This window comes from Caulobacter sp. X, from assembly GCF_002742635.1.
In the GTDB taxonomy this organism is placed as follows: Bacteria; Pseudomonadota; Alphaproteobacteria; order Caulobacterales; family Caulobacteraceae; genus Caulobacter.
Genome location: NZ_PEGF01000001.1, coordinates 1,129,830 through 1,153,210 on the forward strand (window position 1 = coordinate 1,129,830; position 23,381 = coordinate 1,153,210).

Genomic DNA, 23,381 nt, shown 5'->3' on the forward strand with positions numbered 1-23,381 from the left:
CCTCGATATCCCCGACCGCCAACCAACACCTGGGCGCGGCTTGTCGTTCCGGATCGGGAGCGCGCGGAACCTCTAGCCGCCGGCGGATCTTGCCAGCACCGCGTCCAGTTCGGCGGCCAGGGCCTCGATCCGATACGGCTTGACCAGCACCCGCCGCCCCTCCTTGCTGGCGGCGGCCGCGGCGGCGCTGTAGCCCGTGGTCAGCAGCACCGGCAGGTCGGGCCGCAGCCGCGAGATGTCGCGCGCAAGATCAAGCCCGCCAATGTCGCCGGGCATCACCATGTCGCTGAACACCAGCTGGAAGCGCGGATCGGCGCGCAGCGCGTCCAAGGCGCTGCTCCCGTCCGCCACACGCCTGACCTCATAGCCCAGCTCGCGCAGCATCTCCTCGACCAGATGCGCGACGCTGTCATCGTCCTCGACCAGGAGCACGCGTTGGCGTTCGCCGTCAGAGGGCGGCGGCCGGAGCGTCAGCGGCTCGGACTTGAGCAGCGCCTTTGTCGAGCGCGGAATCCGCAGCCAGATCGTGGTTCCCTCGCCCAGAACGCTGTCGACGCCCACCTCGCCGCCCGAGGCGCGGGCGAAGCCGTAGACCTGGGACAGGCCCAGCCCCGTGCCCTTGCCGACCGCTTTGGTGGTGAAGAAGGGCTCGAACAGGCGGCTAATCATGTCCGGGGCGACGCCAACGCCTGTGTCGCGGATGGACAGGCGAACCATGTCGCCGGCCCCGTCCGGACGCCCCGAAGGCTCGTTGCGGGCCTCGATGGTGATCGTGCCGCCATCGGGCATGGCGTCACGGGCGTTGATGGCGATGTTCAGCACCGCCACCTCCATCTGCGAGGCGTCGACCTCGACCCGCCAAAGATCCGGCGGCAGCTGGATCCGCACCGTGACGTCCTCGCGCAGCGAGCGGTCCAGGATCGCCAGCATGCCCGACAGCCTTTGGCCGATGTCGATGACCTCGGGCTTCAGCGGCGAGCGGCGCGAGAAGGCCAGGAGCTGCTGGGTCAGGCTGGCGCCGCGGTCGATGGCCTGGCGGATGCCGTCGCGCAGGCGCTCGCGGCGCGCCGGGTCGGAGGTGCGCTCAAGCAGATCCAGACCGCTGGAGGCGACCATCAAAAGATTGTTGAAGTCGTGCGCCACGCCGCCGGTCAGTTGGCCCATGGCCTCCATCTTCTGCGACTGGCGCAGAGCTTCCTCGGCCTTCTCGCGTTCGCGGATCTCGGCCTTGAGTTTGCGATAGGCTTCGGCCTCGCGCGCGCCGGCGGCGCCCAGCACGGCGACCAGCAGTGCGGCCATAACGATCAGCAGGGCGAAGCCGGCGTAGCGCATGGCGCGTCGCGTGGGCGACTCCAGCACCGTGCGCAGATAGACAGACCCCAGCACGGTGTCGCCCTCGGTCACCGGCGCCGTCAGCACGAGCCGGGGGCCGACGATCCGCGGCGGACCCAGAACATTGCGGGCCGGCGGCGGCGCGCCGGCGCGCGTATAGCCGGCGGCGAGCGCGCCTTGCATGTCGTAGGCCCCGACGGCCTCGACGTCGGGATTGGAACTCTGGGCGCCGACATATTCGCGGGCGGCCGAGCGATCGTCGAAGGCCAACGGCGCGGCCATGCTGCCGGCCAGGATGCGCAGCTGCACCTCGGCCTGGCGAAGCTTCTCCTGCTGCCCCAGGCGCTCGTTGTAGACGGCCATGGCGAAGGCGGCGACGACAATGGCGACGGCCAGGGTCACCGCCATCCAGACGGTCAGAGCCGGTCGCCATGGCCGGCGCGGAGCCTTCGCCGCCTCGCTCATCGCTCGCCAGTCCCACGCGTGACGGACAGGGAGAGCAGCTTGGAGCTGATCACCAGCCCTTCCGCCTGGGCGGCGTCGCCACGGATTTCGAAGCGCACCCGCCCCTCGAGCGTCACGAACTGGATCATGGCGCCCGCCGCGTCGAGGCCGTCGTCGGCGACGGTCAGCACGGGACGTCCCGCAACGGCCGCGATCATCTCACGTGGCGTCTGGCCCCGTGACGCCGAGACGAACAGCACATGGCAGTCCGCGCCCTTGGCCACTGAAGACAGCCGCGTCACCATCATTTCGTGATCGCCCACCCGCGCATTCTGGGCGAGGCGGTCGATAAGCGGGCCAAACGGATCCACGCCGCCAATACACAGCCGAAAGGGGCTGGAGGACGTCTCGAACGCCGTGTCGGGCCAAGTGACGAAGGCCGGGAACTTCGCCAGGTGACTGGCCTTCACCGGATAGCCGCCGTGATGAGGGGCGTGACGACGCTCATGCGCCTCGCGCGCGCCGTCCTGGGCCAGCGCCACGCCGCCCTGCAGACACAGGAGAAGCGCCGCCGCAGCCGACAGCCGGCGCGGCTTGGAACCTCCTCCCCGCATCGACCGCGGGCCGCTGGGCGGAACGCCCAAAACCATGCGCCAGTCCCCTCCGCGCTTCGCCTAGCGACTTGATAGCCCCAAGCATGAACGGCTTCACCGTCGATCCTGTTCGAGCCGAGCCAGGACCAGCCGCGAATGATCGGCCTGAACCCGCCAAGCTCCAAGCCTAGCCGTTCGATCCCATTCCCGTGACATTTTGGAGGCCAAGCGGCGCTGTGAGCCGAAAAAGCAAAAAGCCCGGGCGAACCCGGGCTTTTCAAAGGCTTGCGATGGTACCAGCTCTCGGGCTCGAACCGAGGACCTCTAGATCCACAATCTAGCGCTCTAACCAACTGAGCTAAGCCGGCTCATCGCGAGGCGTCGTCTTTAGTCGGATCGGCCCCTGGGATCAAGCGCCGATCCAGACGATTTTAACAGGAAAACGCCCCGGAGCCGAAACTCCGGGGCGCTTCTTGGTCGTCGCCTGTATCCAGGTCCTATTGCGGGACTTGGAACACCAGCGGGACGGTCACCTGGCCACCGTCGACGGGCGCGCCGTCGAGGGTCTTCGGCTTCATCCGGAACAGGCGCGACAAGCGGATAGCCGCGTCGCCGAAGCCCATGTCCGCGGGGGTCTCAGAGACCACCGAGCAGCCTTCCAGCGTGCCCTTCGCCGTGACGGTGCACGAGATCGTCGCCTTACCGCTGACTTCCATCCGCTGAGCGCGGTCGGGGAAGTAGCGGGCCATGTCGTCGGCGCTGGGCTTACGGGCCCAGTCCGGACGGGTCACGACCGAGGCGCGAGCCGGCGGGTTCGTCGGAACCGGCGGAGCCTGCGAGATGACCGGCGGAGCGGTCGTCTCGACCCGCTTTTCAACGGGCGGGATCGGCAGCGGCGGCGGCGGCGTCACGTCCGGCGGCGGAGCCACCGGGGGACGCGGCTGCACCACGGCCGGAGGCGGCGGCGGCTCATTGGTCGGCGGCGGCGGCGGCGGAGGCGGCGGAGGCGGCGGCGGAGGCGGAGGTAGCTCCACGACCGTCGCGTCGTCCGAATACTCCTGGAACACCGCTTCGAACTTCTGCTTCGCGAGGTACGCGAAGAGCAGTCCGTGCAGACCGAGCACCACAATCAGCGCGACGCCGAACGGCCCCATGCCCTTTTTGCGACGCGGACCTTCCGAGGTGAGCGGATCGTAGTGGCGATGCTCGGGCGTTTGTTGTTCAGCCATGCAGCACCCCTACTAGCTATCATCCCGTCCAACGAGCGCCACGCTGTAGAAGCCATTATCCTGGAGGGTGTTCATCACCTCCATGAAAGCCCCGTAGCGAACCTTTTCGTCGGCCCGGATGAAGATGCGCTCCTTGGTAGGATCGCGACGGCCCATGCTCTTGGTGATGTCGAAGCCCAGCTCATCGATGCTGGTCTCGTTGTCGCCAAGGTAGAGCTGACCCGACTCCTTGATCGTGACGTAAACCGGCTTGGATGGAGGCGGCGATGACTTCGCCACCGCCGACGGCAGGTTCACCTCGATCGACACGGAGGCTAGCGGAGCGGCCACCATGAAGATGATCAGAAGGACCAGCATAACGTCCACGAAGGGCGTAACGTTGATCTCACTGTTCTGTTCGACGTTGAACCTGTCGCCCCCACCGCCTGAAAGTTTGGCGGCCATGGGTGTTACGCCCCCTTGTCGAGCTGACGCGAGATGGCGTTCATCAGTTCAGCAACGAAACCTTCCGAGCGGGTGCCGTAACCCGAGATGCGGGTCTGGAAGTAGTTGTAGAAGATAACGGCCGGGATAGCGGCGAAGAGGCCGATACCGGTGGCGAGCAGGGCTTCAGCGATACCCGGCGCCACGACGGCGAGGTTGGTGGTGTTGGTGTTCGCGATGCCGATGAACGACGTCATGATGCCGTACACCGTACCGAACAGACCGATGAACGGACCGGCCGAACCGACCGAGGCCAGGAACACCATGCCGCCCGACAGACGCTTGGCCAGCGAGGACTGGACGGCGTTGATGGCGTAGGTGGCGCGGGCCAGCGTCGAGTCGCGGTGCTCGCCGGCGACTTGCAGGCCAGCTTGACGCGACAGTTCGACTTCCTGCGAGGCGGCGGCGGCCATGTCGGCCATCGGGTTGCCTTCGAATTCTTCCGACGAGCTGATGCGCGCGATGTCGGCGATCGAGCGAGCGCCGCGGAAGGCTTCCAGGAACTTGTCCGATTGCTTGTTCAGGCCGGCGAACTCGAAAATCTTGGTGAGCAGCAGCACCCACGAGAAGACCGAGGCCAGCAGCAGGCCGATCATGACGACCTTAACGACGGCGCCGGCGGCGAGGAACATGCCGACGGGCGTCAGCGAGTGGCCCTTCTTTTCGCCTTCAGCGGCGGCGGCGTCAGCCGGAGCGGCTTCCGGAGCCGGAGCAGCTTCCGGGGCCGGAGCGGCGGCGGCGTCGGCCGGAGCGGTCGCGGCGGCCGGATCGGCGGGCTTGGCGTCCTGAGCGAACGCCGGGGCGCTCGCCATCAGCGCAACGGCGCCGACGAGAGCGATGAGGGGGGTCTTCCGTTTAATGTCGAGCATCTGTCGCCAGTTCCTGATTGGTCTAGCACGTTTGGACCGAGGGTCGTCGCGCGAGAGCGTCTCCACCCTAACTCTGAATAGCCCGTTCCTAGGTTCGATTTCTCTCCCCTCGGGACGGACCCGCTTCGCTGCGCTCGACCCGTTACGCCCCCCACGAGGACTAGGCCTCCAGAAGGATCGTTTCGAAGCGCGTGCGACCGAGGCCCTGTTGAGGGGCTCCGGTCTTACCGCAATGTTAGAATTGCGGCTGTGGTCCTTTGGCAACCCCTTTTCGCACCGTCAAGGGGCTCATTTGGGCACAAAATCGTCGTAGAGCCCCGCGCGCCCCGCCATTTACCGCGACGCACAAAGGGCTTTTCGGGAAAACGGGGCGTTTTTCCCCTGGCAAGAAGATTGGCGATGCTGCACTGCAGCAAGGCAACAAAACAATGGTCGGTGAAGAAAGGCGCCTGCCGACGCGGCAAAAGGACGGCGGCGCCACCGAGACCGCGCGGCGACATGAAGGAAAAATGACACTCGACACGGGCGCGAAAGCGCCCTGCAAGCCGTCTGTCCAGAAAATCAAGGGAAGTGGTGCCTGGGGCCGGAATCGAACCAGCGACACGCGGATTTTCAATCCGCTGCTCTACCAACTGAGCTACCCAGGCATCTGCGCTTGGCGGTCCGAAACCGCGCCGGCGACCTCGCCGTGAAGCGAGGAGCCGGGTCTATAGAGAAGGCGCGCGGCGAAGTCCAGCGCCCTTTTATCATTCTCTGTTGATGGCTTCCGAAGACGGATTTTCCTCGTCGTCGTCGCCGCCGGGGACCACGTAACGACCGCTCAACCAGCGCTGCAGATCCACGTCCGCGCAACGCTTGGAACAGAAGGGGCGGAAGGCCTTTTCGACAGGCTTGCCGCAAATCGGGCATCCCGTGCTCATGTGGCGGACACCTCCATGAGGTCGTCGGGCCAATTGGTCTCGGATTCGACGGTGAAGCGACGGCCCAGACGATCGGCGACGCCGGCGTCGAGCTCGACGGCGAAAGCCTCCGCGACGGCCGACGAACAGCGCGCGGTCAGGCGAGCGCCGCCCTGCGCCCTGCCCTCGCGCTCCAGGGCCCGCGCCAGGAGACGCGCCTGGTGACGAGGATTCGGCGCCCCGGCGGGCGTCAGAAAGCGATCCAGGATCGGCGGCGCGCGGCGCGGGACGATCATCTCCAGCGTGCCGAACTTGCTGATCGCGCCGACGCCGACCCCAGGATTGTCCGCCGCGAAGACGTTGCGCGCCGCCGTGGTCAGGGCTTGGCCGTCATGGCCGCGACCGACCAGGTCGAAGACGATGATTCCGCCCAAGCCCTTGAGGCGCAGAACCCGCGCCGCGACGCTGAGGGCGGCCATGTTGGCCTGCCGCGCGGCGCGCTTCGAATCGGACGCCTCGCGAGCGCCCAGATCCACGTCGACGGCCGTCAGGGCGCGAGTCGGCTCGACGGCGATGTCACCGCCGCCCGGCAGGGCGAAGATCGTCGCAAGGGCGTCGGCCTCGGCCTCCTCGACGGCTTGCAGAGCCTTGTCGCCGGTCGTGGGCGACCCGGCCTTCACATAGTGCCGGAGGCGCTCCTCGACGGACGGCGCGGCGGCCAGCACGCGTGGCTCGCCCTGCCCTTCCGCCACGAAGCGGGCGACTGCGGCCTTGCCGAGGCGCGAAGCCGTCTTGATCTCGATCTCGACCAGACCGCCCTCGACCAGCTTGGGCATGTCGGGCCGCAGCGGCAGGATCACGTCCTGGCCGCCGGGCAAGGCGACGAACGCCGAGGCGAAGGTCTTCTCGATCGACTTGACGCGCGCGACGCCGCGCACGCCCTCGGCGTCCAACGGATCGTCGGTGGGCCAGGAGACGAACAGGCGCTCGGGACGGCCGTCCAGGGTGACGACCCCGACCGTCTCGCCGACGCCCTTGTAGAGATAGGCCCGTCTTTCACTCATGATTTGGCGCTCATGGACGGTAGCCCAGGCCGGAGAGCAGGTTCAGCGTCTCATACAGCGGCAGGCCCACGACGCTGGGATAGGAGCCCTGCAGATCGGTGATGAAGCCGCCGGCCAGCCCCTGGACGCCATAACCGCCGGCCTTGCCCTTCCATTCGCCGCTGGCGACGTAGGCGTCGCGTTCGGCGTCGGACAGGCGCTTGAAGCCAACCTTGGTCTCGACCAGCCGCGAGGACAGGCGGCCGTCGGGTGCGATCAGGGCCACGCCCGTCAGCACCTTGTGATTCCGGCCCGACAACAGCTTCAGGCAGTAGAGCGCGTCGGCCTCGGTCTCGGCCTTGGGCAGGATGCGTCGGCCCACGGCCACGACCGTGTCGGCGGCCAGGACGAAGTCGCCCGGCGCGCGGGCGGCGACGGCGCGCGCTTTCTCCCGCGCCAGCCGCAAGGCGTGGCGACGCGGGGTCTCGTCGCGCAGCGGGGTCTCGTCGATGTCGGCGGGATCGACCCGGTCGGGCGTGACGCCGACCTGGGCCAGCAGGTCGAGGCGCCGGGGGCTCGCGCTGGCCAGCACCAGCGCCGGCCCGGCGGCCGCTTGGGCTGCCGTCGTCGGAGCCATCGGCGTCTTACTTGAAGCGGTAGGTGATACGGCCCTTGGTCAGGTCGTAGGGGGTCATCTCGACCAGGACCTTGTCGCCGGCCAGGACGCGGATGCGGTTCTTGCGCATCTTGCCGGCGGTGTGGGCGATGATCTCGTGATCGTTTTCCAGCTTCACGCGGAACGTGGCGTTGGGCAGCAATTCGCTGACCGTGCCGGGAAACTCGAGCAGTTCTTCCTTAGCCATCAGGCCTCTCAAAGGGACGAATCGGATTGCCGCGAAGACGAGGGTCCTCGCGGCGAGGCGCCTCTATAACGCAATTACCCCCCAAACGTCGATGGCGCCCCGAAACGTTGCTTGATGGCGTCGGCGAGGGCGTCTCGGACCTCGCGATAAGCCTCCAGCCGGGCCTCGCGCGAGCCGTCCACCAGGGTGGGATCGTGGGTCGGCCAGTACTCGATATCCACGGCGCGATCGCGCGACAGCTCCACCGCCCGGTGCTGCGCCTCGGGCGTCAGCGAGACCACGACGTCGAAACTGCCGTCCTCAAGCTCGGCGAAGGTCTTGGGCTTGTGATCCGAGACGTCCAGACCCAGTTCGTCCATCACCGCCACGACGAACGGATCGATCCCCTCGCCGGTCGGATCGCCCTTCAGGCCGCAGGAATCGACGAAGGCCCGCTTGCCGTAGAACCGCTTGAACAACCCTTCCGCCATCGGCGAGCGCACGCGGTTGTAGTTGCAGGCGAACAGCACCGCGTCCGGAAGCTCCCCCACCCCTACCCCCGCCAGTGCAGGGCGCAGATCAGGGTGAAAAGGCGCCGGGCGGTGTCGAGGTCGGTCTTGACCTTGCCGTCCAGACGCTCGCGCAGAAGGTTCGAGCCTTCGTTGTGCAGCCCCCGCCGGCCCATGTCCAAGGCCTCGATCTGCTGCGGCGTCGAGTTGCGGATCGCCGCATAGTAGCTGTCGCAGATCAGGAAGTAGTCCTTGATCACCCCTCGAAACGGCGACAGCGACAGCAGGTGCCGGCGCGCATAGCCAGGACCCGCGATGTCAAACGCCAGGCGATTCTCGACCAGCGAAAGCTTGACGTCGTAGGGGCCGCCCGCCGCCTCGGCGGGCTCGAAGTAGTTGCCGTCCAGAAGATCGAAGATCGCGACCTGGCGCTCCTGCTCCTGGTCGCGCGAGGCAGCCGCGAGGCTCTGCTCGTCGATCTCGATCGACTGGATCCGTTGGCGGGCGTGGTCGTCTTCGGTGCTCATCTGACGCGGGAGGTTCGCGCGTCGGCCGGCCGAAGGCAACCTCTCCTAAAGGCGGATTTCGGCCGACAAGGCGTGGGCGGGCAGTCCTTCGGCCTTCGCGAGGGCCACGGTGTGCGGGCCCAGGACGCCAAACGACGCGGCGTCGCACTTCACGATCGAGGTGCGCTTGATGAAGTCGTAGATCGACAGGCCCGACTGGAAGCGCGCCGCGCGGCTGGTCGGCAGCACGTGGTTGGAGCCGGCCACATAGTCGCCGATCGCCTCGGGCGTCACGCGGCCCAGGAAGATCGCGCCGGCGTGGCGGACGCGATCCGAAAGGCGCTCGGGATTATCCATCGCGAACTCGACGTGCTCGGGGGCGATGGCGTCGACCAGGGCCGGGCTCTCGTCCAGCGGCGCGATGATGACCGCGCCGTGGTCGCGCCAGGAGGCGGCGGCGTCCTCGCCGGTCGCCAGGGTCTTGAGCCGCTCAGAAACGGCCTGCTCCACCTGGGCGGCGAAAGCCTCGTCGTCGGTGATCAGGATCGACTGGGCGGCCGGGTCGTGCTCGGCCTGGCTCAGCAGGTCGGCGGCGATCCAGTCGGGATTGTTGGCCTTGTCGGCGACCACGACGATCTCCGACGGCCCCGCCAGGGCGTCGATGCCAACCACGCCATAGAGACGGCGCTTGGCGGCGGTGACGAAGGCGTTGCCGGGGCCCACGATCTTGTCGACCGGCTGGATCGGCCCCGCGCCATAGGCCAGGGCGGCGACCGCCTGGGCCCCGCCCACCCGCCAGATCTCGGTGACCCCCGCCTCCTTGGCCGCCGCGAGCACCGCCGGCTGCAGCTTGCCAGGCGGGGTGACCATGGCGATGCGATCGACGCCGGCCACCTGGGCCGGTACGGCGTTCATCAGCACGGTCGAGGGATAGGCCGCGCGACCACCGGGCACATAGACGCCTACGGCTTCCAGCGGCGTCCAGCGCCAGCCCAGCTCCACGCCGGCCTCGTCGGTCCAGGCCTGGTCGGCGGGGCGCTGGCGGCTGTGATAGGCGCGAATGCGGGCGGCGGCGAAGGCGATGGCCTCGCGCACGTCGGCGGGTGTCGCGGCCCAGCCAGCCTCAATCTCTTCCGGCGTGACGCGGATCGTCTCGGCGGTCAGCTCGACCTTGTCGAACTTGCGGCTGAACTCGAGCACCGCCTCGATCCCATGCGCCTTGACCGCCTCCAGCACGTCGCGCGCGGCGGCGTCAACATCGGCCGGCGAACCGCGGCGTTCATCGAGGAAGGCCTTGAAGGCGGCCTGGAAATCGGGAGCGGAGAAGGAGAAACGGCGCATGCGCTGCTAGATGCGGCTTTTGCGCCGGTATGCAAGAGCCAAATCCTCCCCCCAGCGGGGGAGGTGGTCCGAAGGACCGGAAGGGAAAGTGCTTGCGAGCCCGCCTCTTCCCGCTCCGCGTCTCTTCGAGCCGATTTAGTCGTGCCCCGGCGTACGCGGCGTTGCCCAGGGATCGGAGACGTCGGCCAGGGCCACGTCCAGGCAATCCACCGCCACCCGCATGTCGCCGCCCCCCGCGAAGGTCAGGGTGACGACGCCCGCCGGCGCCTCCTCGGCCGCCTCGAAGGCGATGGACAGCAGCTCGACCACCGCGCCCTTGGCGTCGCGGCGCAGGTTACGCGCCTGAACGCCGGCGACGTCACCGAACTGCAGGGCCGAGCGCACCCGCTCGCCCGCCTTGGCGCGCTTGCCCAGCGCTTCCCAGCGGAAGCGGTTGCAGGCGATGGTCAGGGTGCGGGCCTGCGCGTCCCAGCGGATGTCGCCGATCTTGGCGATCGCGTCCTGCAGGGCGGCGGACAGCACGGCGAGGTCCTCGGCTTCGTGGGCCAGCAGGCGCAGCGGCTTGGCGTTGTCGGCCATCGGCTAGAGCTCCGGCTCGCCGTCGCCCTTGATGCGACGGACCTGCGCCCCGCAGGCGCCCAGCTTCTCTTCCAGGCGCTCGAAGCCACGGTCGAGGTGGTAAATGCGCGACACGGTCGTCTCGCCGCGCGCGACCAGGCCGGCGATCACCAGGCTGACCGAAGCGCGCAGGTCGGTGGCCATCACCTCGGCGCCTTCCAGGCGCTCGACGCCGCGCACGCGGGCCTCGCCGCCCGACACCGAGATGTCGGCGCCCAGGCGCATCAGCTCGGGCGCATGCATGAAGCGGTTTTCGAAGATGGTCTCACGGATCCGGCTCTCGCCCTTGGCCGTGGTCATTAGCGCCATGAACTGCGCTTGCAGGTCGGTGGCGAAGCCCGGGAACGGCGCGGTCTCGATGTCGACCGAGTCCAGGCGGTGACCGTTGCGACGGATGATGACGCCGTCGGCGGTCGGCTCGACGCCGGCGCCGGCTTCCTTGAGCTTGTCCAGCAGGGCGTCGATCAGGCCCGGACGAGCGTTGGTCAGGCGCACCTCGCCGCCCGCCATGGCGGCGGCGACGGCGTAGGTGCCCATTTCAATACGATCGGGGATCACCGCGTGGGTCGCGCCCTTCAGGCGGGTGACACCCGTGATCGTGATGGTCGGCGTGCCCGCGCCCTCGACCTTGGCGCCCATGGCGTTCAGGCAGTCCTGAAGGTCGGCCAACTCAGGCTCGCAAGCGGCGTTGTGAATCACGGTGACGCCGTCGGCCAGGACGGCCGCCAGCATGGCGTGCTCGGTGGCGCCAACCGACACGATCGGGAAGGTGATCTCCGCGCCCTTCAGGCCGCGCGGGGCCTGGGCGTAGACGTAGCCCTCGTGCAGGTCGATCTTGGCGCCCAGCGCTTCCAGGGCCTGCAGATGCAGGTCGACCGGGCGCGCGCCGATGGTGCAACCGCCGGGCAAGCTGACCTTGGCCTGGCCCGAACGGGCGACCAGCGGGCCCAGCACGTTGAACGAGGCGCGCATCTGGCGGACCAAGTCGTAAGGCGCGAAACCGCTGGTGATCTCAGGCGCGTGCAGGAGGGTCTGTTGGCCATCAGGGCCGTCGCTCTCGGTGACCTGGACGCCCAGGCGCGTCAGCAGCTTGCCCAGGAAGCGCGTGTCCGCCAGGCGCGGCATGTTGGTCAGGCGCAGCGGCTCGTCGGTGAGCAGGCTGGCCGCCATCAGCTTGATGGCCGAGTTCTTGGCGCCGCTGACCGGGATCGTCCCGTTCAGCTGCGCGCCGCCGGTGATGGCGATGCGATCCATTACGTCCCTCGAACGCGCCAAGGCGGGGGTGGCCCGGCGCGGCTCACATGTGAGGGGCGGGTTCTATCCGTTGCAAGAGGGGTTGCAAGGGCTCCACGGCTAAATTTGGCGGGCTAGATGGGCGCGGAGAGATCGTAGGGGCGCTCGTCCTCAGGCCAGCGCAGGTCGTAGGCCGTGCTGGCGAGGTCGAGGGCGACCAGGGCCAGATCGATCGCCTTACGGGTCGCCGCGAGGCCGTCGCGCCCGAACGCGGCCTTGCCGGCGTCGGTGTCGAACTGGCCGCCTCCGCCCGTCAGCCGAACCGCCACGGCCCACCCCTCCCCGTCCGGATTCGGGAAAGGGACGGAAAGCTCCACGACCAACTCGGCGCGCGTCCCGTCGCGATGACTTATCCCCAGCAACTTCCGAACGGCGTTATACGGCCGCGGCGCGGCGCGCGCGGCCTCGATCGCCGGGTCGAGATCGCTGGAAAGCCCACGGGACGCGGCTTTTCGCTTGCGCAGGTTGGTCCTGAGGGCCTCGGCCAGCTTGGCCTCGCGGGTCGCTTTGTCGTCGCTTATCGGCATATCGCCGGGGTGCGGCGACAAAGTTGTTCGGTCAAGACGATTTTGGGCTTGGCGTTCGCGATTCTCCTCGCTATACGCCCCCTCCTCGTCGCCGCCGTAGCTCAGTGGTAGAGCGCATCCTTGGTAAGGCTGAGGTCGGCAGTTCAATCCTGCCCGGCGGCACCATGGGGACCCAAGTAAAGAACTTGGGTCCCCACCACTTCCCAGACAATCTTGATTTCGCTGCGCCTTTGGCGCGGGCACGCGTCTTCGCGCCCCAACGCTGTCCGGCGCGGCGAGCGACTGTCCGAGCAGCCTTTGGCGGCCGTCCGGTGACGACCGCCAGCGCCTACGACGTTGTCAGTGGTTCTCGTGCGTCGGCACGATCTCGGGCGCGGCGAGGCGCAGTTGGTCGAGCGCGACGCGGCCCGTCCGGGCGACCACCTGCACGGTGTGCGGCCCCGGCGAAAGCTCGGGTCCGACCGAGGCCTTCAGCAGGTTGTCGAGCACGCCCTGGGCCCAGGCTGGCGAGCCTACGGCGCGCGGCCAGGAGACCTTCTGGGCCGGACCGCCGTCGATGCTGACGTCCAGGACGATGTCGCCCCCCTGCCCGTCCGGGAAGATCGGCAGCGCGCCCAGTTGCAGGCTGAGGCCCGTCGCCGGGACCTGGACCTTGAACGACAAAGACGCGCCGGCCGAGTCGGCGACCATCACGCCCTGCCCGCGTCCGACGCCCTCCACCAGGCGCCAGCCGGTGTTGGCCGTGAAGGCCTCGGCCTCCGTCGTCAGGCCGCCCACGGGGCCGGCCTTATCGACGACGCTCAGGAACGGGCCAGGATCGGCCGTGAGGCCCGCGCCCGGCAGCGGGATTGAGCGAGCGCGATAGATGCGCCACTGGCTGTCGGCGGGCTCCTCAGGCATCAGCCAGCGCCACTTGCCGCCGGCGATCTGGTTGTTGAAGCGATCGGTCAGGGCGGTGATCTCGGCCTGGGCCTCGACCGCCGCGCCGCCCGCGGAGCGGGCCATGGCCTGCTGGCCGTCGATCAGCTCGTTGTACCGTTCGGCCGCGAAGAATCGCATGTTCGCCGCCGCCGAGACGCGGATCGGGAACTCGACCAGTTCGAACCACGCGTCGCGCAGCTCCGGCGAGACCTGCTGGCCGGTCGCCTTGGTCTCGTCGACCAGCGCGCGGAAGGCCTTCAGGCGGGCGTTGACCTCCTCGGGCGTATAGCTCGACAGGTGACGGCTCTCGGCCTTGGGCTGCCATTCCAAGTGCTCGGGACGGCGCTCGAAGTTCAGGCGGTAGTAGCGGTCCATCAGGTCGGCGGTCTTGGCCGCGAGGTCGGGACCCAGGTTGCGAGCCGTCCAGTCCTGCAGGAACTGCTTCTGGCTCTTGCCGCGCCAGCGGTCGATGTCCCAGGCCATCTCCAGGAAGTGGCTGGTCCCGATCTCGGCCGGCTTGATGTCGCCGACATTGGCGATCCAGACGTTGCGCGCGCCCTTGTCCCAGGCGTGGGTCATCTCCTCCTGCACCAGAGCCGGCGGCGTCGTGGAGAGCCACAGATAAGCCAGCGGATAGCCGAGGTACGAGAGGTGGTAATAGACCCCCGCCCCGCCCTTGCGTGCGGCCTCCTCGGCGCTGGCGAACTGGCGGATGTAGCCGAAGTTGTCGTCGGGCCAGACGATCGTCACCTCGTCGGGGACCTTCAGTCCGGCGCGATAGATCCCCAGCACTTCCTTATAGGGCACGAAAATCTGCGGGATCTTGGCGACGTCGGCGTTGACGTTCTTGGCCAGGATCTCGCGCTGGTCGGCGATGATCTTGTCCAGCAGGGCGACCTTTTCCTCGGTCGTCTTGGGACCGACCATGCCGGTGTCGTGGATGCCGCGCATGCCGACGGTCCACAGGCTCTCGTAGCCGGCGTTGGCCTTGGCGCGCTCTTCCCAATAGGCCTTCACACCGTCGGGATTGGCTGCGTAGTTGAACTTGGCTGGGTCGTCCTTCCACTCGCCGACATTGTTGCGCAGCATGGCCTCGGCGTGGGACGAGCCCATGACGACGCCGTACTCCTCGGCCAGCTTGGCGTTTGCCGGATCGGAGTTGAACGGCGCGGTGGTGTGGTGCATCGCCGGCCACAGCGTGTTGGCCTTCAGGCGCAGCAGCAGGGTGAAGACCTTGCGGTAGGTCTTAGGGCCGATATCGCCGCGCTCGGGATCGAAGGTCTTCACGGCCCACGGATAGAGGCCCCAGTCCTCGTCGTTGACGAAGACGCCGCGATAGCGAACCGAAGGCGGGCCAAAGCGATGGACGCCGGCGCGCACATAGAGGGCGTCGCGATGCCTGGGCGTCACGTCGGCCCACCAGGCCCAGGGCGAGACGCCCATGGCCTGGGCGACCTCATAGACGCCGAACGCCGTCCCGCGCCGGTCGCTGCCGACCACGACGAGGGCCTTGTCGACGCCGGGCATGGGACGGTCGACGGTCGCGATGACGAAGCTCTCCCAGACGCCCTTGAGACGCGAGACGTCGATGCGCTTGGCGGCGACCAGCTGGTCGATCAGTTTGCTCTGGCCGAGCGTGCCGACCAGGATCGCGGTCTTGCCGGCGGGCGCGGCGGCGACAGCCACGCGCTGGCCCGTGACGGTCTGGATGTCGTCGGAAAGGTCATCGGCGGCGTGGCGCACGACGGCGGCGTCGGCCTGATCGACCACGATGGTCGGGACCACGCCCGCGCCCACGAGCTGGAAGCCGCCTCGGACGGGACCGTCGGCGAAGATCGGCGCGGTCTCGGCGACGGCGCGGCTCGAGACGCCAGCGGCCAGGACGCCACGAGTTGGAACGGCCGACGAGGCCAGGGCCAGGGCGCAGACCGCCGCGACATGCATCCACTTCATCACATACTCCCTACGCGCGACGCTGGGCGGCGCCGTCGTTCGCGCCCATTCGCTGGGCGACGTTCCTTAGCCGCCGAGCGGCCGCTTAGCCGTCCGCGCGCGTCGCGCGACGCACGACGCCTTCGAAGTCTTCTAGCCGGCAGTCGAAGGCCGGGGTCGCCGTGCCGCAGCCCTGGATGAACACCGGGGCCGACAGCGGCGGGTTCTTGTCGTCCAGGGTTGTCATGTTCCGCAGCTGCGAGAGGCTCTGGCCAGTGAAGCGCACGCGAACCACGCGCACGCCGTCGTCGCGCCTCCAGCGCTCGAACACCAAGGCGCCGCCCGGCTGGATCTGGTTGGGCTGATAGCCTGGCAGAGCCCACTCCATCCGCAACAAGCCGCCCAGCGAGGCCAGGGTGCCGTCATGGCCGGAGATGACCACCAGCTTGGCGTCGGCCGGACCGATAGAGGCCGCGCCGCCCTCGACAGTGGCCAGCAGCCGATCAGCCAGATGCCCGGCCAGAATCCGCGCCACATAGGGCGTGCGCAGCCGCAGGTCGAACTCGGCCTGGTGCAGGAAGAACGAGCGGGTCAGGGTCTCCTCGTCGAGACCCTTCCAGCCGAGCGCGGCGAAGTCGTGACCGTCGGCCCAGGCCATCAGCAGGCTCTCGGTGACGCCCGAGGCGAAGGCCTCGGGGCCAGCGACGCCCGCAAGGTCCTCACCGTCCACGAAGCCAGGCTTGGCGTCGAAGACGCGGCGCTTGCCGGGCGCGGCGGGGCACGGGCCCTTGGCGCACTGCATCAAGAGGGCGTCGAGTTGCTCCGCCTCCTGGCGGTGGCTGGCGCTCCAGGCGGTCAGGTCGCCGCCGACGCGTCCGGCGACGGCCGCGCGGGCCAAGGCGTGATCGGGCTTGGCGATCCCGGCCTTCACCGGCTCGAACATCGGATCGTTGTTGCCCTCGCCCACCGTGTTCACGACAACCGGGCAGCCGGGCGCCAGGGCGGCGGCGTAGGCCTTGCCCGTGGCGATGGTGCGCTGGGTGACATTCGCCCAGACATAGACCGCCGAGCAGTCGCCGGCCTTCAGCAGGCCCTGCGCCGCGTAAGACTGGCGATAGTAGTCGCCCATCCGCGCGACCAGGGTCTGGCCTCGCGCGGTCAGGTGGCCAGCGGGAACCTCGAAGCGCGGCCAGGGACGCGCCGAGGCCTCTTCCAGCTTCTCCGGCGACGACATCGCCGCCCGCACGCCGTGGCGGCTGAGGATCACGACCTTCTCAAGCGTGTCGGCCGACGCCGAGGTCGCCGAACTCAGAGCAATGGCGACGGCGGCGATGCGAAGGGACAGGCGCATGACGGCTCCTAAAGCTTCACGACGATGCCGCGGCGATCCATGACATAGCCCAGCAGCCAGCAAACCAGCATGTAGGCGATGGCGCACAGCAGCGAGCCGATCGCGCCCGGCGCCATGGCCTGGAAGATGTTGACGCCGATCCATTTGTAGACGCCCACGCCCGGAGCGACTTCGATCATGCCCAGCACGGTCACGAAGATCTCCGAGAACAGATAGATCACCAGCGGGTTGAGACCGAACACCTGGAAGAAATAGGTCGCGCGGTTGGGCTCCTTGCCTTCCAGCAGTTTGGTGAGGCCGGCCAGCAGGACCAGGTCGATGCCGACGGTCAGCAGCACGAAGCTGCCGGTCCAAAGCTTCTTGGCGATCGGGAACAGCGGGTTCCAGGCGAGGCCGGCCAGGATCAGAACGACACCCGCCACGGCCATCCGCGTCAGGGCCGAGCTCGAGCCCGGGTTCTCCTTCAGGAACCGCGCGGCCAGATAGCCGGCCAGTACATTGACCGTCGAGGGCAGCGTGCCGAGCAGGCCTTCGGGATCGAAGCCGCCGTCCTTGCGATAGAGGTGGTTCTGGCCGATCAGGAAGAGGTCCAGATGCGTGCCAGCGTTACCGAGCTTGGATAGCGGCGCGGCGGGATCACCGAACGTCATCAGGATCGCCCAGTAGCCCAGCAGCAGCACCGCCGACAACGCCACGATCAGACGCGGCGACAGCCAGCGCACCGCCAGGGCCGCCAGCAGATAGGCCAGCGCGATCCGCTGCAGCACGCCCATGATCCGGGTGTCGGCGAACGGGATCAGCGCCCAGTGCCCGTCCACCTTCTTCACGAACGGGAACCAGTACATCAGGAAGCCGAGCAGGAAGATCAGGGCCGCGCGCCGCAGCACCTTTGCCATGAACTCTTGCGTCGGGATCGGTCGCGAGAAGGCGAAGGCCATCGAGCAGCCGACGGCGAACAGGAACGAGGGGAACACCGCGTCGGCGGCCGTGAAGCCGAACCACGGCGCGTGCACCAGCTGGGTGAAGGCCTTGGCGCCGGGGCCGGCGGTGTTGACCACGATCATCAGGCAGACCGTCAGGCCCCGGAACACGTCCAGGGACAGGAAGCGGGCGGCGGGCTTGCTCATGCGGTCTTCTCCCCGCCCTGGCCGATCCGTGCGACCAGGGTCCTTATCTCGCCGATCGGATCGGCGGGCTTGTCGCGGCGATAGGCGACCTCGGCGTCCACCCAGGCGCGCTCCCAGGCGATGCTGGCCCGCACGGCGGCGGGCTCGTCGAAGGTCCCGGTCCCGGCCGCCTTCAGCGCGTCGAGGAACAGCGACCAGCGCGGCAGGTAGAAGCTGCGATACAGCCCCTGCCAGGCCTTGGAGGCGTAGTCGTTGAGGTTCCCCTCCCCGCCCCACACCGTGACCTGGGCCTTGGCGTTGGCGACATAGGCCGCCGCGTCGGCGGGCGTGTCGCCATAGGCGCGGGCGTCGTCGATCCAGGTGGCCAGGGTCTCGGGCTGGACGCCCAGCAGCTTGTCGATCGACAGCGCTAGCGCCTCGATCTCGGCGCGCGCTTGATCGCCCGCGACGGTGTCGCCCCGGCGATAGGCGGCGACGGCGGCCTGCAACAGGTCGTCGATCTTCAGCGTCGCCAGGTGGCGCGTCGCGTCGGTCAGGTCCAGCACGAACAGCGGCTCGCTGCCATAGGCCGGGGCCAGGGCCGTCAGCGCCTTGACGGCCGCTTCCAGCTTGGCGCGGTCGCCCGGATGCGGCGGGAACTCGCCGATGGTCGCCGTGGGACGCTTGAAGAAGAGATAGGCGCCGGCCTTGCTCTTCCACCAGCGCGGCGACCAGTAGCGGGTCGAATAGGCCGCCTCGACCAGCTGGCCCAGGGCCGCGTCCAGTTCCGGCGAGGTCTTGCCGTAGCGCGCGCGGGCGTAGGTCGACAGCCAGGCCGACAGCGACTCCTGCCCCGCGCCCCAGGCCAGGTCATAGACAGCCGAATAGACGATGGAGTTGTTGTGCAGGCCTTCGGGGAACATGCCGAACCCCGCCAACTTGCCCGCCTCGGGATTGGCCGCGATGGCCGGAATGTCCCGGCGATAGTAGTCGAGGTCGCCATAGACCGGATTGCTGCCGCCGTAATTGTGGACGTAGCCATAGATCCACGGCTTGCCGCCAAAGGCCTTGGCGTTCTTCCAGACGTCCGGATAGCGGTCGTTGCCGATGTCCAGGATCATCAGCTTGTCGTCGGGAACCAGGCTCAGATAGGCCGAGATCGCCGCCGAATCCCAGAAGTGGCTGTCGGCCCCAAATAGCCACCCCTGCATCACCCAGACCGCGTCGGGCCGCGCCTGGCGGATAGAGTCGTAGATGGCCTTGCCATAGGCGGCCAGACGCTGGGCCTTCAGCGCGGGATCGACCTCGATCTTGGTCTTGGTCACGGCGGTGTTGGCCGTCCCATCGCCATAGGCCGCGTCGCGAGCATCCGCGCCATCGGCGTTGATCGGCGGGAGCATCTCGTTGAACGAGTCCGCCAGATAGTACGTCCCCGCCCCGTAGGTCTCCGTGTAGAGCGCCAGGAAACGGCCGGCGATCTTGGCGAACAGTGGGTCGGCCGGATCCAGCCAATAGGTCTCGTGGAAGCCCTCCCAGGGCCGCATCCGGTAGATGCGGGCCTTGGGGTTCTTCTGGGCGAAGGCCTTGGGCACGTAGCCGCCGAACGCCGGCAGGATCGGGGTCATGCCCAGGGAGCGCATGCGGCCCAGGATCTTGACCTGCAGGTCCTTCTTCTTGTCGATCCAGTTGGCCGGCAGCGGGGCGCGATAGCCCTCGATGTTGCCCATGCGCTGCCAGGGCGTGAAGGCCGGGCCCGAGAAGTAGTCGGCCAGTTCCGCCTCGCCGAGGCCGAACTCGCGCCATAGGGCGCGCCAGACATATTCTTGGCCTTCCATGGCCAGCGGCATGTCGACGCCGTGCGCCGCCATCCAGTCGATCTCGCGCGTCCAGCGGGTCCAGCCCCACCAGGGGGTCGTGTAGCCGTAGGTGCAGGTGTTCAGATAGGCGCGGTGGCGGAAGGGTGTCTCGACGCGCGCGCCGGAAGCGGCGGGCAGAGTTCCGCCCTGGGCGATCCGATCGCCCTCCCAGCTGACGTGGGCCAAGCCCGCTTGGTTCAGATAGGCGTAGGCGCCGCGCACGAGGGCCACGGGCGTATCGCCGGAAATGGAGATTTGGCCGGCCTTGCCGCTGACCGAATACCAGGAGCGCCCGGCGCTCGGGCTCAGGGCCAAGTTCACCCCGGCGAGGCGCGGGCCGAACAGGCGGCGCAGGCTCTCGCGGGCGGCGGCGGCGCCCTTGGCGGCGGGCGCGGAGAAGGCGGGCCCCGCGATGGCGGCGGCGGCCGCGGAGATCAACGCCTGACGTCGGTTCAGAGAGGCTTTCATCGGCATCAGGATCTACAAAAAAGGGACGCCCGCCGCCTAGGAGAAGGAAAACGGCGGGCGCCAGGGGGAAGGCCCTGTCCGGGCGCGGACAGGGCCAGGAAGGACACGGCGCTCAGGGGAGGAAGAGAGCGCCGCGCCGAACGCGTTACATCTTGTACTGGAACGACAGGTAGTAGCTCGGGCCCGTGACCGAGGTTTCCTGCCAACGGCTGGCGTTGCCCAGATAGGACTCTTCCTGCGCGTTGTTGATGTTCATCGCCGCGAAGGCGAAGCTCAGGTGTTCGTTGAAGTTGTAGCCCAGGTTCAGGTCGAGCTGGGTGCGCGCCTTGACCGTGTGACCCAGCGGGCCGGCGAAGAAGCTTTCCACCGAGGTCTGGTCATAGGCGCTGCGGTAGTTGGCCGACAGACGGGCGCTGAAGGTCTGGTTTTCCCAGTACAGCGTGCCGTTGGCGGTGTGCTCCGACAGGTTGGCAAGACGGAAGCCGGTCGTCGAGGTCGCCGGATTGACGTGGGTGTAGTTGGTGATCAGACCAAAGCCCTTGATCGGCAGCCAGGCGTCGAACGACTGTTGCCAGTTCACTTCGTAGCCGTGGATGTCGACCGTCTTGTCGTCGTTGAAGCTCTGGGTGATCGAGTAGGTGTCGCCGGCGCCCGAGACGCAGACGCCGGTGGCGTCCTTCGACAGCGTGACGCCTTCATACGAAGTCGGGCAGACGACCGACGTGAAGACGCCGTTCTTGACCTTCTTCGAGAAGTAGCCCGCCGACAGACCGTTGCCCTGGCCGTAGTACCACTCCAGCGTCAGGTCGATCTGGTTGGCGGTCATCGGGTCCAGGTCGCCCTGGCCGATCGAGATCGTGTTGACCTTCTTGCCCGTCGTGTCGGTGGTGGTGGTCTTGGTGGTGGCCAGCTGGTTGTTGGAGTCGATGATCGGACGCACCAGCACCTTGGCGGCGGCGAAGCGCAGTAGCAGGTTGTCGGTCAGGTCCAGGCTGAAGTTAGCCGACGGCAGGATGTTGTCGTACGACTTCTTGGTCGTGTAGGTGCCGGCGACCAGCTTCACTTCGGTGTTCAGCGGGTTGGCCGCGCCGCCGACATAGCCCTTCACCGTCTGGTCGGTGCTTTCGCTGCGGACGCCCACGTTGCCGCGGAAGGTCTTGGACAGCACTTCGCCCTTCAGGTTGGCCATGGTGTAGAACGAGGTCAGATCACGCTCGACGCGGAAGCTGCCCGACGGATCGAACGCGGCGTACACCGTCACGCCCTGGGCCTTCAGCGCATCGCGATAGGCTTGCAGGTTCGGCGACACCCACGCGGCCGGCAGGGTCGCTTCGCCGTCCAGGAAGTTGGTGATCGACAGACCCGTGGCGGCCATGGTCGGCGAGTAAGAGGCCGGGATCGTGTTCTGGCCGTCCCGACGGATCACGTTGCGCTTAAGCACTTCGTGACGCGTCTTGGCGCCGACCTGGACCGACTCCAGGACGCCCCAGTCGAGGAAGCGCTTGGCGTCGAACTGGGCCGCGTCCTCGTACGAGTCGATCGAGCGATAGGCGCCGTTCGGATAGGTGTTCCGGATCAGCGTGGACGTGTTGTACTGGGCCGTATCCGTCAGCGGCGTCGAGGTCGTGAAGACGACGTTCTTCGGGTTGCTGATGTCGATGGTCGCGCTCGGGATGTTGATGCCGAGGATCGCGGCTTCTTCGTTATGCTTGGCGCTGCCGCGCGAGTAGTGGCCGACGGCCTTGAAATCCCAGTTCTCGATACCCGTGTAGTGGATGTTGGTCGTCAGGGCGCCCGTCGACTGCGGACGGTTCTCGAACTGGTGGTTGTTTTCAAGGCGGAAGTTGTTGACCTGGACCTTGGTGGCGGTGCCGTTGGTCACCGTGATCGGCACGACGTTCGAGGCCGAAGGCGTCGTGAGCAAGAACACCTGCTGGTGCAGGTCCTGCGTGGTCTTGTCCTTGGCGTAGGTCGCGATCACGTCAACCTGCAGGTCGCTGGTCGGCTTGAACTGCAGGGCGCCGTTCAGCATCGAGCGCTTGGTCTCGCGGTCGATGCGGCGATAGCGCAGGCGGGCCGGGGTGTAGGTGCCGTTGCTGACGGTCCAGCGGTCCATCCACAGATAGTCGCCGCGGTCCTTCAGCTCCTGATAGCCGCCGCCCAGGAACACGCCCAGCTTGCCGTCCAGGAAGTGGTCGACATAGGTCAGGCCGTACTTGCCGGTCGGGCTGCCGCCAATCAGATCCTGCTTCTGGGCCTTGCCGGCGATGATGATCTGGCGGCCCTTCACGTCGAACGGATGGACCGTGTCGATGTTGACGGTGCCAGCCAGGCCGCCCGCGTCCATGTCGGCCGTCGGCGACTTATAGACCTGGATGCCCGAGGCCAGTTCCGTCTGGATGACGTCGTAGCGGAAGCCGTCGGTGAAGTTCGAGCTCTTGAAGGCCTGACCGTTGACGGTGGTCAGGGCGTACTGCGGGCCGAGGCCCCGGATGCTGATCGTCGAGCCGCGGCCGTTGATGTTGGAGATCTGGACGCCCGGAATGCGCTGGATGGCCTCGGCGATGTTTTCCGACGGGAACTTGCCGATGTCTTCCGACGAGATGCCGTCGGAGACGCGGACGTCCTTGCGCTTCACTTCCAGGGCGGTGGCCAGGCTCTTGCGGAAGGCGGTGACGATGACTTCGTCCACCGCTTCCGGCTCGGCCGCCGGCGCGGGCGCCGTCTGGGCCAGAGCCATGTCGGCGAAGCAGACGCCGCCCAGCAGGGCCAGCGTGAAAGCCTTGCGGCGCGCGGCCGCGTTCTTCGATTTCGGATCGATCATTTTTGTATCCCCCGTTTGACTGCTGACGCTGATACGGCTGCAAGACCGCGCGCCTTGATGGTTAAGCAGACCATTGAAATACCTTTTTTGGCCCGCATGGATAGACAGTAAAGCTGGCGGCCAACACGCCGCAAAACCTAAGTCGTTTATTTTGCTCGCTTTTGCATGACGACCGTTCGTTGGGCGCCGCAAGAGCCTGGGCTAAAAGACATTCATCCGCGCATTTCCTCCATTTTTTGTTTTTATTCAGACATTTAGCCTGCGACATCGCCGAGAGCGAACACGGTTTGGCAATACCATTATAATGCCTCTTAAAAGGCCATATGACAGCCGCGTTCAATCCTTGGCAGCCACAGGTCGAGAGGGCGTTCGGTCACTCCCGCCCCGCGTGCGGC

At 67.6% G+C, this 23,381-nt stretch carries 18 protein-coding genes, 3 tRNA genes and 2 pseudogenes; 1 reads left to right on the plus strand and 22 read right to left on the minus strand.

Annotated features, from left to right (window positions below; translation table 11 throughout):
- Positions 1–72: 72 nt before the first annotated feature.
- The 17 genes and pseudogenes from CSW60_RS05205 to CSW60_RS23425 all read right to left on the minus strand — a co-directional run bounded on the left by CSW60_RS05205 (position 73) and on the right by CSW60_RS23425 (position 12,528).
- Positions 73–1,797 carry an ATP-binding protein gene (locus CSW60_RS05205; RefSeq protein ID WP_099536239.1) on the minus strand — a complete coding sequence of 575 codons (1,725 nt, stop codon included), beginning with the start codon at positions 1,795–1,797 and terminating at the stop codon, positions 73–75.
- Positions 1,794–2,390, minus strand: coding sequence for a YfiR family protein (locus CSW60_RS05210; RefSeq protein ID WP_236634216.1), 597 nt, complete (start codon positions 2,388–2,390; stop codon positions 1,794–1,796). The genes CSW60_RS05205 and CSW60_RS05210 overlap by 4 nt, the downstream gene beginning before the upstream one ends.
- A gap of 270 nt (positions 2,391–2,660) precedes the next feature.
- Positions 2,661–2,737, minus strand: a tRNA-His gene (locus CSW60_RS05215).
- Between the two features lie 129 nt (positions 2,738–2,866).
- Positions 2,867–3,598, minus strand: a complete 732-nt coding sequence (locus tag CSW60_RS05220) for an energy transducer TonB (protein WP_099536241.1) — start codon at positions 3,596–3,598, stop codon at positions 2,867–2,869.
- Positions 3,599–3,610: 12 nt separating this feature from the next.
- Positions 3,611–4,042: a biopolymer transporter ExbD gene (locus CSW60_RS05225; RefSeq protein WP_099536242.1), complete on the minus strand. Its 432-nt coding sequence runs from the start codon at positions 4,040–4,042 to the stop codon at positions 3,611–3,613.
- 5 nt (positions 4,043–4,047) lie between these two features.
- Complete coding sequence (locus tag CSW60_RS05230; RefSeq protein ID WP_099536243.1) at positions 4,048–4,950, minus strand: MotA/TolQ/ExbB proton channel family protein; 903 nt, start codon at positions 4,948–4,950, stop codon at positions 4,048–4,050.
- Between the two features lie 571 nt (positions 4,951–5,521).
- Positions 5,522–5,597, minus strand: a tRNA-Phe gene (locus CSW60_RS05235).
- A gap of 99 nt (positions 5,598–5,696) precedes the next feature.
- Positions 5,697–5,870: a DNA gyrase inhibitor YacG gene (locus tag CSW60_RS05240; protein ID WP_099536244.1), complete on the minus strand. Its 174-nt coding sequence runs from the start codon at positions 5,868–5,870 to the stop codon at positions 5,697–5,699.
- A pseudogene (locus CSW60_RS05245) lies at positions 5,867–6,927 on the minus strand (ribonuclease E/G). Before CSW60_RS05245 ends, CSW60_RS05240 begins: the two are co-directional and overlap by 4 nt.
- Positions 6,924–7,529, minus strand: coding sequence for a nucleoside triphosphate pyrophosphatase (locus CSW60_RS05250; protein ID WP_099536246.1), 606 nt, complete (start codon positions 7,527–7,529; stop codon positions 6,924–6,926). The pseudogene CSW60_RS05245 and the gene CSW60_RS05250 overlap by 4 nt, the downstream one beginning before the upstream one ends.
- Before the next feature lie 7 nt (positions 7,530–7,536).
- Complete coding sequence (gene infA / locus CSW60_RS05255; RefSeq protein WP_004617696.1) at positions 7,537–7,755, minus strand: translation initiation factor IF-1; 219 nt, start codon at positions 7,753–7,755, stop codon at positions 7,537–7,539.
- A 74-nt stretch (positions 7,756–7,829) separates the two neighbouring features.
- Positions 7,830–8,285, minus strand: coding sequence for a low molecular weight phosphatase family protein (locus tag CSW60_RS05260; protein WP_099536247.1), 456 nt, complete (start codon positions 8,283–8,285; stop codon positions 7,830–7,832).
- A gap of 2 nt (positions 8,286–8,287) precedes the next feature.
- Entirely contained in the window at positions 8,288–8,770 is a 483-nt protein-coding gene (locus tag CSW60_RS05265; RefSeq protein WP_099536248.1) for a UPF0262 family protein, read from the minus strand.
- Positions 8,771–8,815: 45 nt separating this feature from the next.
- Entirely contained in the window at positions 8,816–10,090 is a 1,275-nt protein-coding gene (gene hisD / locus CSW60_RS05270; protein WP_099536249.1) for a histidinol dehydrogenase, read from the minus strand.
- Positions 10,091–10,225: 135 nt separating this feature from the next.
- The gene (locus CSW60_RS05275; RefSeq protein ID WP_099536250.1) at positions 10,226–10,669 is read right to left on the minus strand and encodes a DUF2948 family protein; all 444 of its coding nucleotides are present in this window, start codon (positions 10,667–10,669) and stop codon (positions 10,226–10,228) included.
- Positions 10,670–10,672: 3 nt separating this feature from the next.
- A complete protein-coding gene (murA, locus tag CSW60_RS05280) occupies positions 10,673–11,962 on the minus strand; it encodes a UDP-N-acetylglucosamine 1-carboxyvinyltransferase (RefSeq protein ID WP_099536251.1) in 1,290 nt (429 codons plus the stop codon).
- A gap of 113 nt (positions 11,963–12,075) precedes the next feature.
- A complete protein-coding gene (locus tag CSW60_RS23425) occupies positions 12,076–12,528 on the minus strand; it encodes a hypothetical protein (protein WP_161495625.1) in 453 nt (150 codons plus the stop codon).
- Between the two features lie 90 nt (positions 12,529–12,618).
- On the opposite strand from CSW60_RS23425, the gene CSW60_RS05290 reads away from it, so the two are divergent.
- Positions 12,619–12,693, plus strand: a tRNA-Thr gene (locus tag CSW60_RS05290).
- 174 nt (positions 12,694–12,867) lie between these two features.
- On the opposite strand, the gene CSW60_RS05295 is transcribed toward CSW60_RS05290, so the two are convergent.
- The 5 genes and pseudogenes from CSW60_RS05295 to CSW60_RS05315 form a co-directional block, all read right to left on the minus strand.
- Complete coding sequence (locus tag CSW60_RS05295; protein WP_099537553.1) at positions 12,868–15,393, minus strand: glycosyl hydrolase 115 family protein; 2,526 nt, start codon at positions 15,391–15,393, stop codon at positions 12,868–12,870.
- Between the two features lie 94 nt (positions 15,394–15,487).
- Positions 15,488–16,732: a histidine-type phosphatase gene (locus CSW60_RS05300; protein WP_099536252.1), complete on the minus strand. Its 1,245-nt coding sequence runs from the start codon at positions 16,730–16,732 to the stop codon at positions 15,488–15,490.
- Positions 16,733–16,740: 8 nt separating this feature from the next.
- Positions 16,741–17,859 carry an acyltransferase family protein gene (locus CSW60_RS05305; protein WP_099536253.1) on the minus strand — a complete coding sequence of 373 codons (1,119 nt, stop codon included), beginning with the start codon at positions 17,857–17,859 and terminating at the stop codon, positions 16,741–16,743.
- Positions 17,856–20,168, minus strand: a complete 2,313-nt coding sequence (locus tag CSW60_RS05310; RefSeq protein WP_099536254.1) for an alpha-N-acetylglucosaminidase — start codon at positions 20,166–20,168, stop codon at positions 17,856–17,858. The genes CSW60_RS05305 and CSW60_RS05310 overlap by 4 nt, the downstream gene beginning before the upstream one ends.
- A 139-nt stretch (positions 20,169–20,307) precedes the next feature.
- A pseudogene (locus tag CSW60_RS05315) lies at positions 20,308–23,110 on the minus strand (TonB-dependent receptor).
- Positions 23,111–23,381 lie beyond the last annotated feature (271 nt).

Coding starts and splice junctions, on each gene's coding strand:
- CSW60_RS05205 (WP_099536239.1), bottom strand. CDS start 1,797: ATGAGCGAGGCGGCGAAGGCTCCGCGCCGGCCATGGCGACCGGCTCTG.
- CSW60_RS05210 (WP_236634216.1), bottom strand. CDS start 2,390: ATGCGGGGAGGAGGTTCCAAGCCGCGCCGGCTGTCGGCTGCGGCGGCG.
- CSW60_RS05220 (WP_099536241.1), bottom strand. CDS start 3,598: ATGGCTGAACAACAAACGCCCGAGCATCGCCACTACGATCCGCTCACC.
- CSW60_RS05225 (WP_099536242.1), bottom strand. CDS start 4,042: ATGGCCGCCAAACTTTCAGGCGGTGGGGGCGACAGGTTCAACGTCGAA.
- CSW60_RS05230 (WP_099536243.1), bottom strand. CDS start 4,950: ATGCTCGACATTAAACGGAAGACCCCCCTCATCGCTCTCGTCGGCGCC.
- CSW60_RS05240 (WP_099536244.1), bottom strand. CDS start 5,870: ATGAGCACGGGATGCCCGATTTGCGGCAAGCCTGTCGAAAAGGCCTTC.
- CSW60_RS05250 (WP_099536246.1), bottom strand. CDS start 7,529: ATGGCTCCGACGACGGCAGCCCAAGCGGCCGCCGGGCCGGCGCTGGTG.
- infA (WP_004617696.1), bottom strand. CDS start 7,755: ATGGCTAAGGAAGAACTGCTCGAGTTTCCCGGCACGGTCAGCGAATTG.
- CSW60_RS05265 (WP_099536248.1), bottom strand. CDS start 8,770: ATGAGCACCGAAGACGACCACGCCCGCCAACGGATCCAGTCGATCGAG.
- hisD (WP_099536249.1), bottom strand. CDS start 10,090: ATGCGCCGTTTCTCCTTCTCCGCTCCCGATTTCCAGGCCGCCTTCAAG.
- CSW60_RS05275 (WP_099536250.1), bottom strand. CDS start 10,669: ATGGCCGACAACGCCAAGCCGCTGCGCCTGCTGGCCCACGAAGCCGAG.
- murA (WP_099536251.1), bottom strand. CDS start 11,962: ATGGATCGCATCGCCATCACCGGCGGCGCGCAGCTGAACGGGACGATC.
- CSW60_RS23425 (WP_161495625.1), bottom strand. CDS start 12,528: ATGCCGATAAGCGACGACAAAGCGACCCGCGAGGCCAAGCTGGCCGAG.
- CSW60_RS05295 (WP_099537553.1), bottom strand. CDS start 15,393: ATGCATGTCGCGGCGGTCTGCGCCCTGGCCCTGGCCTCGTCGGCCGTT.
- CSW60_RS05300 (WP_099536252.1), bottom strand. CDS start 16,732: ATGCGCCTGTCCCTTCGCATCGCCGCCGTCGCCATTGCTCTGAGTTCG.
- CSW60_RS05305 (WP_099536253.1), bottom strand. CDS start 17,859: ATGAGCAAGCCCGCCGCCCGCTTCCTGTCCCTGGACGTGTTCCGGGGC.
- CSW60_RS05310 (WP_099536254.1), bottom strand. CDS start 20,168: ATGCCGATGAAAGCCTCTCTGAACCGACGTCAGGCGTTGATCTCCGCG.